Origin of the sequence: Oryzibacillus soli, from assembly GCF_051594765.1 — a bacterium.
Classification (GTDB): domain Bacteria; phylum Bacillota; class Bacilli; order Paenibacillales; family NBRC-103111; genus Paenibacillus_AR.
In genome coordinates, this window is the sequence record NZ_JBPPGJ010000005.1 from 80,777 (window position 1) to 96,713 (window position 15,937).

15 protein-coding genes are annotated in these 15,937 nt (G+C 58.6%); 14 read left to right on the forward strand and 1 reads right to left on the reverse strand.

Annotation, left to right across the window (positions count from 1 at the left end; all coding sequences use genetic code 11):
* Window positions 1-9 precede the first annotated feature (9 nt).
* From trpD to ACSEXW_RS08085, 7 genes are all read left to right on the forward strand, one after another.
* On the forward strand, window positions 10-1,050 hold the full coding sequence (gene trpD, locus ACSEXW_RS08055; protein ID WP_438445613.1) for an anthranilate phosphoribosyltransferase: 1,041 nt from the start codon (window positions 10-12) through the stop codon (window positions 1,048-1,050).
* The gene (trpC, locus tag ACSEXW_RS08060) at window positions 1,040-1,840 is read left to right on the forward strand and encodes an indole-3-glycerol phosphate synthase TrpC (protein ID WP_438445614.1); all 801 of its coding nucleotides are present in this window, start codon (window positions 1,040-1,042) and stop codon (window positions 1,838-1,840) included. Before trpD ends, trpC begins: the two co-directional genes overlap by 11 nt.
* Before the next feature lie 17 nt (window positions 1,841-1,857).
* Window positions 1,858-2,547 (forward strand): phosphoribosylanthranilate isomerase, encoded by a 690-nt coding sequence (locus ACSEXW_RS08065; protein ID WP_438445615.1) that lies wholly within the window; start codon window positions 1,858-1,860, stop codon window positions 2,545-2,547.
* Window positions 2,544-3,746 (forward strand): tryptophan synthase subunit beta, encoded by a 1,203-nt coding sequence (trpB, locus tag ACSEXW_RS08070; RefSeq protein WP_438445616.1) that lies wholly within the window; start codon window positions 2,544-2,546, stop codon window positions 3,744-3,746. The genes ACSEXW_RS08065 and trpB overlap by 4 nt, the downstream gene beginning before the upstream one ends.
* Window positions 3,743-4,549: a tryptophan synthase subunit alpha gene (gene trpA / locus ACSEXW_RS08075; protein ID WP_438445617.1), complete on the forward strand. Its 807-nt coding sequence runs from the start codon at window positions 3,743-3,745 to the stop codon at window positions 4,547-4,549. The genes trpB and trpA overlap by 4 nt, the downstream gene beginning before the upstream one ends.
* Before the next feature lie 229 nt (window positions 4,550-4,778).
* A complete protein-coding gene (hisC, locus tag ACSEXW_RS08080; protein ID WP_438445618.1) occupies window positions 4,779-5,879 on the forward strand; it encodes a histidinol-phosphate transaminase in 1,101 nt (366 codons plus the stop codon).
* 30 nt (window positions 5,880-5,909) lie between these two features.
* Entirely contained in the window at window positions 5,910-6,998 is a 1,089-nt protein-coding gene (locus tag ACSEXW_RS08085) for a prephenate dehydrogenase (RefSeq protein ID WP_438445619.1), read from the forward strand.
* A gap of 48 nt (window positions 6,999-7,046) precedes the next feature.
* On the opposite strand, the gene metG is transcribed toward ACSEXW_RS08085, so the two are convergent.
* Entirely contained in the window at window positions 7,047-8,693 is a 1,647-nt protein-coding gene (gene metG / locus ACSEXW_RS08090; protein ID WP_438445620.1) for a methionine--tRNA ligase, read from the reverse strand.
* Between the two features lie 775 nt (window positions 8,694-9,468).
* On the opposite strand from metG, the gene ACSEXW_RS08095 reads away from it, so the two are divergent.
* From ACSEXW_RS08095 to ACSEXW_RS08125, 7 genes are all read left to right on the forward strand, one after another.
* Entirely contained in the window at window positions 9,469-10,062 is a 594-nt protein-coding gene (locus tag ACSEXW_RS08095) for an RNA polymerase sigma factor (protein ID WP_438445621.1), read from the forward strand.
* Window positions 10,059-10,676 carry an anti-sigma factor family protein gene (locus ACSEXW_RS08100; protein WP_438445622.1) on the forward strand — a complete coding sequence of 206 codons (618 nt, stop codon included), beginning with the start codon at window positions 10,059-10,061 and terminating at the stop codon, window positions 10,674-10,676. The genes ACSEXW_RS08095 and ACSEXW_RS08100 overlap by 4 nt, the downstream gene beginning before the upstream one ends.
* A gap of 151 nt (window positions 10,677-10,827) precedes the next feature.
* Window positions 10,828-11,955, forward strand: a complete 1,128-nt coding sequence (locus tag ACSEXW_RS08105) for a hypothetical protein (protein ID WP_438445623.1) — start codon at window positions 10,828-10,830, stop codon at window positions 11,953-11,955.
* A gap of 63 nt (window positions 11,956-12,018) precedes the next feature.
* Window positions 12,019-12,534 (forward strand): gamma carbonic anhydrase family protein, encoded by a 516-nt coding sequence (locus ACSEXW_RS08110; RefSeq protein WP_438445624.1) that lies wholly within the window; start codon window positions 12,019-12,021, stop codon window positions 12,532-12,534.
* 99 nt (window positions 12,535-12,633) lie between these two features.
* Entirely contained in the window at window positions 12,634-12,855 is a 222-nt protein-coding gene (locus ACSEXW_RS08115) for an IDEAL domain-containing protein (RefSeq protein ID WP_438445625.1), read from the forward strand.
* Between the two features lie 142 nt (window positions 12,856-12,997).
* Window positions 12,998-15,334: a putative bifunctional diguanylate cyclase/phosphodiesterase gene (locus tag ACSEXW_RS08120; protein ID WP_438445626.1), complete on the forward strand. Its 2,337-nt coding sequence runs from the start codon at window positions 12,998-13,000 to the stop codon at window positions 15,332-15,334.
* A gap of 122 nt (window positions 15,335-15,456) precedes the next feature.
* Window positions 15,457-15,888, forward strand: coding sequence for a DUF2487 family protein (locus ACSEXW_RS08125; RefSeq protein WP_438445627.1), 432 nt, complete (start codon window positions 15,457-15,459; stop codon window positions 15,886-15,888).
* Window positions 15,889-15,937: the final 49 nt, after the last annotated feature.

Consider the following 15,937-nt stretch of genomic DNA (forward strand, 5'->3'; position numbering starts at 1 on the left):
GTACGGACGATGTCCAATTCGTTTTCCATACAGCAGGGACTGCATAAGATCATCGGCGGGTCGGATCTGACCCGGGAGGAAGCCGCCGCGCTGATGGCGCAGATCATGGAAGGGCAGGCGACCGGCGCCCAATTCGGCAGCCTGGTTACCGCCCTCCGGATGAAGGGAGAGACCATCGAGGAGGTGACCGGCTTCGCCGAAACCATGCGGCGGTACGCCAGCCGGGTCACCACGGAGCAGTCGAACCTGCTGGATACCTGCGGGACCGGCGGTGACGGAGCCCATACCTTCAACATCTCCACCGCCTCGGCCATCGTGGCGGCGGCAGGCGGCATCCGGGTCGCCAAGCACGGCAACCGGGCCGCCTCCAGCAAGAGCGGGAGCGCTGATGTATTGGAGGCGCTTGGCGTCAATATCAGCCTGAACAACGAGCAGGCGGCGCACTGTCTGGATCAGGTGGGACTGTGCTTCATGTTCGCACAGGTATTCCATCAGTCCATGAAGCATGCGGCGATGCCCCGCAAGGAAATCGGCATCCGTACGGTGTTCAATCTGCTGGGTCCCTTGACCAACCCGGCTGGGGCGGACCGGCAGCTCCTGGGCGTCTTCGACCGTTCCAAGACCGAGCTGATGGCTCACGTGCTGCGTCACTTGGGGCTGAAGCGGGCCATGGTCGTCGCCAGCCATGACGGTCTGGATGAGATCAGCATCTCGGCGCCTACGCAGGTGACGGAGCTCAAGAATGGGGACATCACCACCTTCGAGCTGACGCCGGACGATCTGGGCCTTCGGGCCTCGGGCATCGATGCCATCGCAGGGGGAGATGCGAAGACGAATGCGGAGATTATACTCTCCATTCTCCGCGGCGACCGCGGTCCGTACCGGGACGTGGTGTTGGCCAACGCAGGCGCCTGCTTCTACGTGTCCGAGCGTTGCTCGACCCTACAGGAAGGTGTAAAATTAGCAGCGGCGGCCATCGACAGCAACCGCGCGTATGAGAAGCTGCAGCAACTTATCCAATATACGGGAGAATTGAACCATGTTTCTTGACCGGATCGTCGCCACGAAGAAGAAGGAAGTGGAAGTACTGAAGGCATCGTTCGTCCTGGCCGAAGCCGAGAAGCGGATTGCGGAGCTGCCGGCGTGCCTGGGCTTCGAGTGCGCTCTGATGGCGGGACGCAAGCGGCCCATGGGCCTGATCGCAGAGGTGAAGAAGGCGTCGCCCTCCAAGGGGCTGATCCGGGAGGACTTCCATCCGGTGACCTTGGCGTCCGCCTATGAAGCGGCCGGAGCCGACTGCATCTCCGTGCTGACCGATACGGAGTACTTCCAGGGCAGCAATGACTATTTGAAGGCCGTCCGGCAGGCGGTGAGGGTGCCGCTGCTCCGGAAGGATTTTACCATCGATGTCCGTCAGATTTATGAAGCGCGCCTGATCGGCGCCGATGCGATTCTCCTGATCGCTGCGATTCTGACTACGGCAGAGATGAAGGAATTCCTGGCCCTGGCACGGGACCTGGGGCTGGACGCTCTGGTGGAGGTCCATGACCGGGAGGAGCTGGAGCGGGCCTTAGAGCTGGATACGACGCTCATCGGCGTCAATAACCGGAATCTGAAGACCTTCGTCACCGACCTGAAGACGACGGAGGAGCTGATCGGGCACATGCCGTCCGGGATCAACGTCGTCAGCGAGAGCGGTATCGGCAAACCGGAGGAGATCGCTTATCTGCGGGAGATCGGCGCCAAGGCTGTGCTGGTCGGCGAGCACTTCATGCGGCAGCCCGAGGTGGGAGCCGCCGTGCATCACCTGATGGGGCCGCTCCCGGTCTCCGGGGTGTAAGGGGGCGGATGGACGACATGACCACCGTAAAAATATGCGGCATCAAATCGGCCGATACCCTGCGGGGAATGGCTGGCCTGCCGGTTGATCACATCGGGTTCGTCTTCGCCAAGAGCAAACGCCAGGTGACGCCGGCGGAGGCCGGTGAGCTGATCCGGGTGCTTCGGGAGGAGGGCCTGCAGGCCGACGGGCTCTTCCATACGGCCGGGGTGTTCGTGAACCCGGGCTTGGACGAGCTGGAGCGGGTCTTGGAAGAGGCGCCGCTTGACATCATCCAGCTGCACGGACAGGAGCCGCCGGAATTCTGCGCAGAGGTGAAGGCCCGGTTCGGGAAGGAGCTCTTCAAGGCAGTGCCGATTCCCGAGGGGGAATCCGCAGTAGGCGCAGAGCAGGGTGAAGAATTGACGTCCCGGCTGGAGCCGTACGCGGGCTGCGTGGATGCGTTCCTGCTGGACACCTACGACCCGGTGACCGGCGGAGGCAGCGGGCGGACGTTCCCGTGGGAAGCTATCCCGGCGGTCCGGGATTGGGCCCGGTCCCGGGGCCTACGGCTCATCATTGCAGGCGGGCTGCATGCGGACAATGTGGAGGAGCTGCTCCGGCGGTATGCGCCGGACGGCGTGGATATATCGAGTGGTGTGGAAACGGAAGGCGTGAAGGATATCGGCAAGATCGAGACATTCGTAGGAAGGGTGAAGCCAGCATGACCAAGCCACAGGTACCGGACGCCAACGGGCGGTTCGGCAAATTCGGCGGGCGCTACGTGCCCGAAACGCTGATGAACGCGCTGATCGAGCTGGAGGAGGCGTACCGGCATTATTCCCAGGATCCCGTATTCATCGCGGAGTACAAAAGCCTGCTTCAGAACTATTCGGGACGCCCGACCAATCTGTATTATGCCGAACGGCTGACCGAGCATTTGGGCGGCGCGAAGATTTATCTGAAGCGGGAGGACCTGAACCATACGGGGGCCCATAAGATCAACAATACCATCGGTCAGGCGCTGCTGGCCAAGCGGATGGGCAAGAAGAAGGTCATCGCCGAGACCGGCGCCGGCCAGCACGGTGTGGCGACCGCTACGGTGGCGGCACTGCTGGATCTGGAGTGCAAGGTGTTCATGGGCGAGGAGGACACCAAGCGCCAGCAGCTGAACGTGTTCCGGATGAACCTGCTGGGCTCCGAGGTCATCCCGGTCACCTCCGGTTCCCGGACCTTGAAGGATGCCGGGAACGAAGCCCTCCGCTACTGGGTCAGCAATGTGGACGACACGTTCTACATTCTGGGCAGCGTCGTAGGGCCCCATCCGTATCCGATGATGGTCCGTGATTTCCAGCGGATTATCGGTGACGAATCCCGCGAGCAGATCCTGAAGGCCGAAGGCCGTCTGCCGGATCTGGTCATCGCCTGCGTGGGCGGGGGCAGCAACGCCATGGGCATTTTCTACCCGTTCGTGAAGGACGAGAGCGTCCGGCTGATGGGCGTGGAAGCCGCCGGCAAGGGCGTGGATACCGACAAGCATGCGGCCACCATGTCCAAGGGAAGCCACGGCGTGTTCCAGGGCTCCATGAGCTACCTGCTCCAGGATGAGTACGGCCAGGTCATCGAAGCCCACTCCATCTCAGCAGGCTTGGATTATCCGGGCGTCGGTCCGGAGCACAGCTATCTGAAGGATACCGGCCGGGCAGATTATGTGCCGATCACGGACGCGGAGGCGCTGGAGGCGCTGCAGCTGTTAAGCCGCAAGGAAGGGATCATCCCGGCTCTGGAGAGCGCTCATGCCATTGCGCAGACCATGAAGGTGGCACCGACGATGAAGAAGGACGAAATCATCGTGGTCAGCTTGTCCGGACGCGGGGACAAAGACGTGGAATCCATCATGAAATATTTGGGAGGCGGGGCGCAATGAACCGGATCGACCAAACGTTCGCAGCCAACAAGGAGAAGGGGGCCAGCACCCTGATCCCGTTCATTACCGTCGGAGATCCCGATCTGGTTACCACCGTTGAGATCATCCAACAGCTGGAGCAGGCCGGAGCGGATATTCTGGAGCTGGGGGTGCCGTATTCCGACCCCTTGGCCGACGGTCCCGTGATCCAGGCGTCCTCCTCCCGGGCATTGAAGCACCAAGTGTCCATCGTGGACTGCATCCGGGTGGCCGGCCGGGCGCGGGAAGCGGGCGTACAGATGCCTTTTATTCTCTTCACCTATTACAACCCTGTGCTGCAGCTGGGCTTCGACCGCTTCTTCGCGCTTCTGGCCGAGAATGACATCAGCGGAGCCATCATTCCGGACCTGCCGGTAGAGGAAAATGAAGAGGTCCGTGCTCTGTGCGAGAGCCACGGCGTGCATCTGATTCCTCTCGTTGCTCCGACCTCCAAGGAGCGGGTTCAGAAGATTACTAAGACGGCCCATGGCTTCATTTACTGCGTCTCTTCCCTGGGTGTGACGGGGACCCGGATCCAGTTCGCCAGCGGCGTTGAGGAGTTCATCACCGATGTACGCCGATCCACGGACCTTCCGGTGGCGGTAGGCTTCGGCATCTCCAGCCGCGAGCAGGTGGAGCGGTTCGAGAAGGTCTGCGACGCCGTAGTCGTCGGCAGCGCCATTGTGCGCAAGATCGGGGAGTCCGTTCCGCTGCTGGAGAATCCATCCACCCGTCAAGAGGGGCTGGCCCAGATCCGGGAATTCGTCCGCGCGCTGAAAGGATAAAGAAGCCGCATCCGACAAGACCGCGGCAAGGGATGGCGAAACCGAGCGAAGAATGTCCTCCTGGGGAGGGCATTCTTTCGTTTCGAGCCGTCTCCGACTCAAAAAAAGATTTACATACGAGACCCGTGTATGCGACAATTACATGCATAGATGCGTTAAAGCGGCATAATGCCGCCGCCAAGAGCCATGCACTCCCAAGGCTATTCAGACGAAAAACGAGGTGTTCTTCTTGCAGCCGAAACCGAATATTGTCCATTTGCCGGTGTATCAGCCGGGTAAGCCTATTGAAGAAGTGAAGCGGGAGCTGAACCTGCAGAACGTGACTAAGCTGGCCTCCAACGAGAACCCCTTCGGCTGTTCGCCCAAGGTGAAGGAAGCCCTGCTCACCGAGATGGAGAACATGAGCCTGTATCCGGACGGCGGAGCCGTAGAGCTGACGGCGGTTCTGGCGGAGCACCTGGGCGTCGGAACGAACCAGCTCCTCTTCGGGGCAGGGTCCGACGATGTGATCCTGATGATCGCCCGTGCTTACTTCGTCCAGGGGGATGAGACGGTGATGTCCTACCATACCTTCCCACAATACAAGCACAACGCGGAGATCGAAAATGCTATCTCCATCGAGGTTCCGCTGAAGGACGATACTCATGACCTGCAGGGCATGCTGGCCCGCATTACGGAGAAGACCAAGGCGGTCTGGATCTGCAACCCGAACAATCCGACGGGAACGTACAACACCCATGCCGAGCTTAAAGCCTTCTTGGACGCCGTCTCCCCGAAGGTGCTGGTCATCTTGGATGAGGCGTATGCGGAATACAACATGTACGAGGATTACCCGGACGGGCTGGCCCTTCTGAAGCAATACCCCAACCTGGTACTGCTGCGGACCTTCTCCAAGATCTACGGGCTGGCTGCGCTCCGGATCGGCTATGCCATCGCTCATCCGGACGTCATTCATACGATTAATCTGGTGCGGGAGCCGTTCAACACCACAAGGTTCTCCCAAGCAGCCGCCATTGCGGCAATCAAGGACCAGACTTATGTGGAGCAATGCCGGGAGGCCAACCGGACCGGCATGCAGTATTTGACCGGCCAGTTCGACCGGTTGGGACTTCCGTATATTCCGTCCAACGGCAACTTCATTATGGTGGACGTGAAGCGTCCCGCGGATCAGGTGTTCGACGCGCTTCTTCGGAAGGGCTACATCATCCGCGGCGGCCACAAGCTGGGCTTCCCCACCAAGATTCGCGTGACCGTCGGCAGCCAGGAGCAGAACAAGGGTTTTATCGCCGCCCTGGAGCAGGTGCTGGCGGAAGTGGCCGTATCGGCCTAATCGACTTCTACGAAAAATGAGGCCATAGCCATGACGAAAATCGCCATATTCGGAGTCGGATTGATGGGGGGCTCACTGGCCCTCTGCTTCAAGGGCAAGCCCGGCCTGCAGGTCGTCGGCCACTCGAAGAATCCGGCATCCGTAGAGAAGTATATGAAGCGGGAGGTGGTGGATACCGCCACCACCTCCATCCGGGAAGCTGCGGAAGGGGCCGACTTCATCTTCCTATGCGTCCCGGTGGGCAATCTGGAGGAGTATCTGCAGGAGCTGCACCGGCTGGAGCTGAAGCCGGGCTGCATCATCACCGACGTGGGCAGCACGAAGGCCTCCGTCACCCGCTGTGCCGAAGCCTTCGATTGGAGCGGCGCCTATTTTATCGGGGGCCATCCAATGGCCGGCTCCGAGCGTTCGGGGGTGGAGGCGGCAACCTCCTATCTGTATGAGAATGCCTTCTACGTGCTGACGCCGGCCGCCGGTGTTCCGGAAGCCGCCGTAGACCGGCTGGCGGAGCTGTTGGCGTGCACCAAGGCCCAGATCGTGCGGGTAGACGCCGTCCAGCATGACAGCATTGTGGGCGCCATCAGCCATCTGCCGCATATCATCGCAGTGGCCTTGGTGAACCAGATTGCCGGTTACAACAAGACGGATCCGCTGTATGAATCGCTTGCCGCCGGCGGCTTCAGGGATATTACCCGGATTGCCTCCAGCGAGCCCGCCATCTGGCGGGACATTCTGCTGAACAACCGTGAGGTTGTGCTTCGCCTCCTGCGGGACTGGGGCCACGAGATGGCGCGGTTCGCCGATATGCTGGAGCACGAGGACGGGAATGGGGTGGAGGCGGCCTTCGCTTCCGCCAGGGAGTTCCGCAACCGTCTGCCGGAGCGCAGGAAGGGCATCCTGACCTCCCATTATGACGTTTACGTCGACGTACCGGACCATCCCGGCGTCATCGGCCACATTGCCTCGACCTTGGGGGAAGAGGGCGTCAATCTGGCCAATATTCAGATCATCGAAAGCCGTGCCGACGTACCGGGCGTGCTTCGCCTGTCCTTCCGGAACCAGCCGGATCTGGACCGGGCGGTGGAGCTCTTGAAGCCGCTTTACCCGATCCATCTGTAGAAACATGAGCCGTTCCCGGAAGGGGAGCGGCTTTTTTATGTGTTGCCTTCACTTCATCTGCGCCTTCAACCGCTCGGTTTCCTCGGTAATCCGGGAGGGGTCGATCCGTTCGAACAGCAGCTCCAAGCCTTGTACGGCCGTACGGGCAGATGCTTCCGCCCATTGCCAGGCAGCCGGGCCCAGCTGCAGGAAGCCCCGCACCTTGGCTGAGGAGAAGGGAAGGAAGGGCTCCAGCAGATTCGCCAGATTGGCGATGATCTGAACGCAGGTATAAAGCGTGTCGGCACAGGAAGCCGGATCCTCCTTCACGGTAACCCAGGGACGGCGCTCGTCGAAAAACTTGTTCGCGCCGCGGACGCCCCCGAAGATGCGCTCCAGCGCCTCCTTCAGATTTCCCTCGGCAAGGAGTGCCCCTGTTTCCCGGTACAGCTCCAAAATGCGCCCCTTCCATTCCGGAGCCAAGGCACCATCCGGAACCTGTGCGCCGAAGGACTTGACGATGAAGGCTAGCGTCCGGTTGACCAGGTTGCCGTATGCGCCCAGCAGCTCGCCGTTATGGCTTGAGATGAACTCCCGCCAGGAGAAATCCGTATCCCGGCGCTCCGGGCCGTTGGCGATCAGAAAGTAGCGGATGGAGTCGGGATGGTAGCGCTCCAGGAGATCGGGCACCCACACGGCATAGTTCCGGCTGGTCGAGAACTTGCTTCCTTCCAGCGTCATGTATTCGCAGGAGAGAATCCGGTCCGGAAGGTGAAGCCCGCCGACGCCGGTCAGGATCGCCGGCCAGATGATGGAGTGGAAGGGGACGTTGTCCTTGCCGTGCACATAATAAGCCGTGATGCCGGTTCCTTCCTCCGCGGACCAGAACGGGCGCCAATCGTGTCCCGTCTCCGCCGCCCACTGCATGCTGGCGGACAGGTACCCGCTGACGGCCTCGATCCAGACGTAGATCTTCTTGCCCTCGAAGCCTTCTACCGGCACATCCACACCCCAATCCAGGTCCCGCGTCACCGCCCGGTCCGGAAGCCCTTCCTCCAGGTACCGCCGTGTCAGACGGACGGCGTTATCCTTCCAAGCGGCGGCATGCCGGTCCACATAAGACTGAAGCGGCTCCTGCAGCTTCGATAAGGCCAAGTAATAATGCTCGGTATCCCGTTCCTCCGGTGTCCGGCCGCACAGTATGCATGTACGGTCGATCAGGTCGGACGGATCCAGCAGCGTGGAGCAATGGTCGCACTGGTCTCCGCGGGCCTGGGATCCGCATACGGGACAGGTGCCTTCCACGTAGCGGTCCGGAAGAAAGCGACGGTCTGTTCCGCAGTAAGTCTGACGGACCGTCTTCTTGTAGAGCAGCTCCGACTCCAGCAGCCGGCGGAACAGGTCCTGCACCACTACATGGTGGAAAGTCCGGTCCGTCCGGGTATACCGGTCATAGCTGAAGCCCATCCGGCGGAAGACGTCCTCGAACTCCTGATGGTAGCGGTCTGCAATCTCCGAAGGGGGAACCCCTTCCTGCGCGGCCAGCACTTCGATGGGCGTGCCGTGGCAGTCGCTTCCCGAGACGTATAACACCTCGTCTCCCTTGGCCCGGTAATAGCGGGCGAGCACGTCGCCGGGCAAGAGACTGGCCAGCCGTCCCAGATGCAGAGAGCCGTTGGCGTAAGGCCAGGCTCCTCCGATGAAGATGTGTGCCATGGTTCATTCCTCCTCGTAGCCATAGATGCGGACAACGCAAAAAGCTCCCAATCCCAATAAAAGGGACGGGAGCATCACAATAAGCCCGCGCGGTACCACCCTTGTTCACGGCTGCCTCGCGGCATCCGTCTCTTCGGGCACGCCGCAGACGCGGTTATGCCCTAGCACGGTAACGGGTGCGGGATCCGGCGCAGCCTACGACCGCAAGGGGTTCGGTGCGCAGCTCGGAGACCATGTTCGCGAAGGGCGTCTTTGCTCCTTTTCACCATTACGGAGCTCTCTGGGTAAGCCGCAGCCTCGGTACTCTTTCTCTTCACAGCTGTTGGAAGTGAGATGATTCAGTTAATTGGTGATTATAGACCTGCCGCATAGCCTTGTCAACAGGCAGATGCCCGCATCGAACGGAACTGTAATCGCTTGCAAAAAAAGTATTGACATATTGAAAACGGATACATATAATAAGAACTACAGTATGGTTTCTCTCCACTCCTATCCGAATTGCACAATGTGCGGCCGCCGACTATCGGCGGTTTTTTTTTGCTATCCAACTCTTGGAGCTTGGAGGAGATTTCGTTTTTTTGTCGAACGAAGCAGGAATTTTGACGCTTATAAAGAATTATTCAAAGCATGTCTATTTTGACATCGCCTGAAGTATATGTTTTTATGACGGCGGTTCGAAATTATTTGTGCGCCATGCGCAACTTTTATTCCCGTACTCGGTACAATTGGTTAGATAACACCGGGGCGGGAATGCAAGCAAGGAGGGTCGCTTGTAATGACCGATTCCCAGTTGATCCGCGAAATCAAGGACGGCAACGTAGAGTTATATGCCGAGCTCATGCGTCGTTACGAGCGGAAGATACTCGCCTTTGTCTTTCACATGCTGAAGAGCGCCCATATGGAATCCTTGGCCGATGACCTATGCCAGGAGACCTTCTATAAAGCATATCGCAGTCTGGGCACATTCCGCGAGGTGGACGCTTCGTTCTCGACTTGGCTGTACACCATCGCACGCAACACCGTATTAAGCGAGCTGCGCAAGCAGAAGCACGTCAAGGTATCGCTGGAGCAGAGCGGGCATACGCCCCATGCATCCTTCGATTCCATGCCGGAGCAATCCATGCTCCGTAACGAAAAGGTGTCGATGGTCCGGGACGCGATCAACAATTTGCCCGAGAAGCAGCGCTCCGCACTGATTCTCCGAGAATATGACCAGTTGGATTATCAGGAGATCGCCAATATTCTGGGACAGACCGTCAGTGCTGTGAAGTCGCTGTTGTTCCGGGCAAGAGCGAGCGTCAAGCTGCAGTTGGAGCCGTACTTTATCGACCCGATCTTCGAGGAGTATGAGGGGATGAATCAACGATGAAATGCAACGAAGTTCAGGAACTGTTCGGGGTATATTTCGATGTGCCGGATGACGATCCCAGACGGGCCTCCGTGGATGAACATATCAAGACCTGCGGCTCCTGCCGCGAGGAATTCGAGATGTGGGAGGAGAGCACGGATCTGATCCGTCTGGCCAAGGAGGATACGGAACCCTATCTCGTCACCTCTTTGCCGGTCACGAACCGGGTGATGAGCCGGATTTATACCGACGAATCTTGGCGCATGCCGGTAACGGGACGGATCTATTCGATCCCCTACAAGCTCAGACGCAACCTGACAGCCGTAATCGCCTTCTGTCTGGCGCTGTTTGTCGTCAGCTTCGTGTATCAGTTTAACGAGTCGGATTCCAGGGATGTCCAGGCATCCGCCCAGTACGGCATCAAGCAGACGGCCAAGGCTTCCGACAATCCTGCCGATTCCCTTAATGTTCACAGCATGTCGAGGGCCACGCTGGTCAGTGCCAGCCCGACCATTATCGACCCGGTGAAGCTGGGACCGATCCGTACAGTTCCCGATTATGCCTTGTCCATGTCCATATTGGGCTTGATCAGTACGCTCTTGATTATGAATTGGCTGAATCGGACCCGAGCCTAAACCTGCAATGTCCAGATGCGCCTCTTGCGTTCAATCGCAAGGGGCGCTTTTTTTGTGCCGCGGGGCGAAGAAGTATACAACGTGCCTGACTTTCCCATAATGGGTACTACAGAACAAATGTTGCCGCTCTCGCGGTTGGAGGTGGTCAAACGTGAATCTGGCGGAGATGTTGTGCTACGCGGATATCCATGAGCTGAGCCGGATTGCCCGGAATTACGATTGCGAATGCAGCAGCCACTCGAAGAACGACCTGATCCAATCGATTCTCTCGACCGTGAACCGCAAGGACGTATTCGAGTCGCTGGTCACGGGGCTGGAGTCCGAGGATATCCGGTTCCTGAATTCTCTCTTGTTCGACCGGAGGGAAACCTTCAGCTTGGAGGAGCTGGTGGCCCGGGCCAGCCAGACGCTGGAGAATAAGAACGACAAGCCCGAATGGAACCCCAGGGAGCTGATTACCCGCTTCAAGCAGCGTGGCTGGTTGTTCAACGGGTATTCGCAGCAGACCAAGTACCTGTTCCGGGTGCCGGAGGATCTGAAGCGAAGATTCTCCGAGACGCTGGCCCGTTATTTCGCCGGGAAGCTGGTCTATGCGGAAGAGACGCCGAGGGTGTACCGGGACGAACAGAACATGCTGGCCGATGATCTTGTGGCATTCCTGAAGCAGCTGGAGCAGCAGGATCTGCCTCTGAATCCGGAGGGCTTCCTCTATAAGCGGAGCCTGCAGCAGGTGCTGGAGGGACTGGCGGTCCGGGAGGAGCAGGTGGCCAAGACGGCTTGGAGATTCGGCTACGGACGAAGATTCCGCGAATATCCGACCCGTTTCTCGTATCTGTACGACTACTGCTACTACCAAGGCTTCGTCGAAGAGTTCGAAACCTCTCTCCGGCTGACGGAGCAGGGAGCACTCAAGCTGGTAGAGGGCAGGAAGGATCCGGGTGCGGAGCTATACGGCTTCTGGCTGAAGCTGTACCGCGGACCGGTGCCGAACCTGCTGTCGCTAGTTCATTGGATTGACCGGCTGGCGGACCGTTGGGTCACCGCTTCCTCGCTGGGCGGCGTGCTGGTGCCGCTGATCAAGCCGTATTATTACGATACGCCGCAGTCCATCTTCGAGCAGCGCCTGCTGCCGATGCTGATGCATTTGGGCCTGCTGCGGATCGGGATGCACGAGACTCTCGGCAGTGTGGTCCAGATGACCAAGTACGGAAGCAGCATCATCCGGGGCACCTATGTGCCGGAAGAAGAGACCATCGATATCGGTATTGGAATGAATTGACATTCGGTCGGTGGATACGGTACAATCACTCCTTACCATAAGCATCTCCAAGGAGTGATCGACATGTGGATTCCATATCAAGGCAAGCTGCCGCAGGTGGACGAGACGGCTTTCATCGCGGATGGTGTGAAGCTGATCGGGGACGTTATCATACAGGCAGAAGCCTCCGTTTGGTTCAACTCGGTGCTCCGGGGCGATCTGGCTCCGGTGATCATCGGGAAGAGGACCAACATACAGGATGGCAGCATCGGCCATGTGAACGAAGGGCAGCCTCTTATCGTAGAGGATGAGGTGTCCGTCGGACACGGTGCCATCATCCACGGCTGCCGGATAGGCAAGGGTACATTAATCGCCATGGGGGCCATTATCCTAAACGGCGCGGAAATCGGTGAATATGCTTTAGTAGGGGCAGGGTCGCTCGTAGCCGAGAAGCATAAAATTCCGCCCTACACGTTGGCGTTGGGGACTCCTGCCAAAGTGGTCCGCGAGTTGACAGAAGCGGATCTGGAACGGATGCGGCGCACAACGGAGAGCTATATTCTGCGGGGACGGGAATATAAATCGGAGCTTGCGAGATGACAGCTGGGGGGCATACAAGTCCTATCGGACACCCGAAGAGCGGTACCGTCGTCCCGAATGGGAAGGCCTGGTCATGGCTGAAGTCTGGAGGTAGGTTCTATGGGCAAAATGTATGCATCTTACGAAGCGATGCTCTCGCTCTATGCGGAGCTCATACTTGATGAAGCAATCCGGAAGCATCGAGAGAAGCACTTGTACCAAGAGATCGACGATGCGCTTGCCAACCGGGATGAGCAAACCTTCCTGGAGCTCACCAATGAGCTCCGTATGTTGATCGCCCATTCCGAGCATGCCGCCGGTATTCGGAGAACAAGTGCTTGATATGCCGCTGGTCCGTGACGAAGTCACGGGCCTTCTTTTTTTGGAGAGAAGGCTGACGAAAGGTGTACATCTATTGTAAAATAGTTGTAAAGGGTTCATTGGCTGCACGAATGATGTCACAACAAGAATCGAGGAGAACCCCATGTTTCGAACCCGACCCGCCTTAGCACTCGCCCTATCCGCCGGTTATCTCCTCTTGCAGGTGGCCGCAAACCTCCGCTTCCCGGACCAGCATGGATTGCTGCTGTCTCTTCAGCTTCCGGTGTCAGCGCTTGCAGCCGTTCTCCTCTGGCTTGCCGGCCGAAGGACCCGGATGAAGGGTCCGCTTCGATTGTTCTGGTTCTACTTGGCTTCCGGCAGCCTGTGCTACTTCATCGCTGAAGCGATCTGGTGGATGTACACCTCCGTACTCCGGACGGAGCCTCCTATCCCGAGCGTTGCGGATTATATCTGGAACCTGCAAGGCCTTCTATTTCTGGTCGGACTATGCGTGCTGGTATTCACCAAGTCCGGCATGATCAACAGTATCCGTTACGGCTTCGATACGCTGCTTCTGATGCTGCTGCTCGGGTTGGTCAGCTGGGAGTTCATCCTTAGTCCGAATTATGACAGCCTCATGTCCTCGGGAAATTGGGAGAGCATCGTTTCCTCGCTGGCCTATCCGATCTCAGACTTTGCCACGACATGCACGATGATCGTACTGATGGCCGGCAACAAAACTCTCCTTCCGTCCAAGGTTCAAGCCTGCATCATTTCAGGATTCGTGGTGTTCGTCTTCGCCGACACCGGTTATTTCATTCTCATGGTGAAGGATTCCTATCAGGTGGGGGCTTGGGTGGATCCGATGTATTCCGCCGGTCTGTTCCTGTTCGGAATGGCCGGTTATCTATACCAGGAGTCAGCAGAGCATCAGGGGGTGCGAAGCATCCGGAGGTCAGGCGTCTGGAGCGCCAGCTACCTGTACCCCAACCTCTGCAGCATCCTGCTTGGCATCCTCTTGATCCATCATATCGGACATATGGACGGAGCCATCTTCGGAAGCTTCCTGGCCTTCCTGCTGCTTCTTATCCGGCAGGCTATGGTTACATACGAGAACAAGGCGCTGGCCGCCAAGATCGCATCGGTATGGGAGGAGACGGAATTCAAAGCCAACCACGATGCCTTGTCCTTGCTGCCGAACCGCCGCTATTTCGAAGCTAGGCTTAATGATGAGATCCAGAGGATGTCCCGGCTGGAGTCAGCCGGTGATTCGGATGGAGCTGGGGGAACAGGCATGTTCGCCGTGCTCTTCCTGGATCTGAACCGGTTCAAGGTCATTAACGACAGCCTGGGGCATACGGTGGGGGACCAGCTCATCCGTTCCGTTGCCGAACGGTTGAACGGATTGGCCGGCAATGATCGCTTTATTGCAAGGCTGGGAGGCGACGAATACACGGTCCTGATGACAGATATCACGGGGGTTCAGGACATCCGGGCATTTATGGAACGGATTCACAAAGCCTTCGCTGTCCCCTTCGAGGCAGGACACCATACGCTGACCGTCACAACCTCCATCGGGGCGTCCCTCTATCCCGAGCACGGGAGGACCGCCACGGATCTCATGAAGAATGCGGACTCCGCCATGTATAAGGCCAAAGCCTCCGGTTCGGGAGCGGGATGCTTGTTCACCGCCGATCTGGAACGGGAGTACCTGTTGAAGGCGGAGCTGGAGCGATGGCTGTATCAGGCCTTGGAGCACCGGGAGCTGCTGGTGTACTACCAGCCCCAGGTTCGGGCGAAGGACGGCAAGGTCATCGGTCTGGAGGCCCTGATCCGTTGGAAGAGCCCGAGAGGATTCATCTCTCCGGGGGATTTCATCCCCTTGGCGGAGGAGACCGGACTCATCACGGAGATCGGTGAATGGGTGCTCCGCACCTCTTGCGAACAAGCAGCGGAGTGGCTGAATGAAGGCAAGGAGCCGTTCTCCATGTCCGTCAACGTCTCGCCCCGGCAGCTGGAGCATCCCGCCTTCGTAGAGACGGTCCGGCACATTCTGGACGAGACGGGTTTTCCGCCTTACCTGCTGATATTGGAGATTACGGAGAGCTTCGCCATCCGGGACGACGGAGATACGGTCGAGAAGCTCATTGCCTTGAAGCAAATGGGCGTGCAGCTGTCGATGGATGATTTCGGTACCGGGTACTCGTCCTTGAACCATCTGCAGCGGTTCCGGGTCGATGGCTTGAAGATCGCCCAATCCTTCATCAGCCGCATCACGGATATCCGGGAACAAGGCATCATCGTGAAGGCCATTTTGGCCATGGCGTGCAGTCTGCAGCTGACGGTGGTGGCCGAAGGAGTGGAGACCGAGGAGCAGTACCGGCTGTTAAAGGAGCTGGGCTGCGACGTGATCCAAGGCTACTATTTCTACAAGCCGATGCCCGCCGAGGAAGCGGGTCAAGCGCTTGATGGCAGACTGGCGCCTGCATCCGCTTCATAATGCGAAGGAAACCGTTCCTGCAGGGACGGTTTTTTTGCGTGATTTTGGGCCAAAATGGCCTTAGGAGCTTTTATTCCCGTTATATGGTAAAGTAAGGGGTATAAACGAATGGGGGGATCCAAGTGAAGTTCAGCGAGATCGAGAAGATGAGATGGTCCGAGCTGGCGCCTTACATGGATACGTGCCTGGTTCCCGTTACGGGCTTGACGGGGAAGGAGCCGCCTTGGCGGGCTACCGAGGCGCTGGAGCAGCTTCGAGATGCGATGGAAGGGTTGGAGAGAAGATACGTGGGACGGGTGGTCACCTATCCGGCCTTCCATTATACGAGCGGCGGGGATGCTGCGGCTTCGTTGTCCGCCCTCTGCAGGAATCTGAAGGAGTCTGCTGGATTCGCTTACGTGGTTCTGATTACGTCCGATCCGGCTGCAGCGCTTATGCAGGCTCCGCAATCGGCGGATCTGTTCTTGAATGCGCTGCACGTTCAGGCGGGACAGGCCGATATGCTGATCGGAGAATTGTGGCGGAAACCGGACAATCCGGGTGAAGGTGAATGAAGGAAGCTTTGCCTGCAAATGCTACCGGATAGCCTGAACGCTGACGGTG

Coding starts and splice junctions, on each gene's coding strand:
- trpD (WP_438445613.1), top strand. CDS start 10: ATGTCCAATTCGTTTTCCATACAGCAGGGACTGCATAAGATCATCGGC.
- trpC (WP_438445614.1), top strand. CDS start 1,040: ATGTTTCTTGACCGGATCGTCGCCACGAAGAAGAAGGAAGTGGAAGTA.
- ACSEXW_RS08065 (WP_438445615.1), top strand. CDS start 1,858: ATGACCACCGTAAAAATATGCGGCATCAAATCGGCCGATACCCTGCGG.
- trpB (WP_438445616.1), top strand. CDS start 2,544: ATGACCAAGCCACAGGTACCGGACGCCAACGGGCGGTTCGGCAAATTC.
- trpA (WP_438445617.1), top strand. CDS start 3,743: ATGAACCGGATCGACCAAACGTTCGCAGCCAACAAGGAGAAGGGGGCC.
- ACSEXW_RS08085 (WP_438445619.1), top strand. CDS start 5,910: ATGACGAAAATCGCCATATTCGGAGTCGGATTGATGGGGGGCTCACTG.
- metG (WP_438445620.1), bottom strand. CDS start 8,693: ATGGCACACATCTTCATCGGAGGAGCCTGGCCTTACGCCAACGGCTCT.
- ACSEXW_RS08095 (WP_438445621.1), top strand. CDS start 9,469: ATGACCGATTCCCAGTTGATCCGCGAAATCAAGGACGGCAACGTAGAG.
- ACSEXW_RS08100 (WP_438445622.1), top strand. CDS start 10,059: ATGAAATGCAACGAAGTTCAGGAACTGTTCGGGGTATATTTCGATGTG.
- ACSEXW_RS08110 (WP_438445624.1), top strand. CDS start 12,019: ATGTGGATTCCATATCAAGGCAAGCTGCCGCAGGTGGACGAGACGGCT.
- ACSEXW_RS08115 (WP_438445625.1), top strand. CDS start 12,634: ATGGGCAAAATGTATGCATCTTACGAAGCGATGCTCTCGCTCTATGCG.
- ACSEXW_RS08120 (WP_438445626.1), top strand. CDS start 12,998: ATGTTTCGAACCCGACCCGCCTTAGCACTCGCCCTATCCGCCGGTTAT.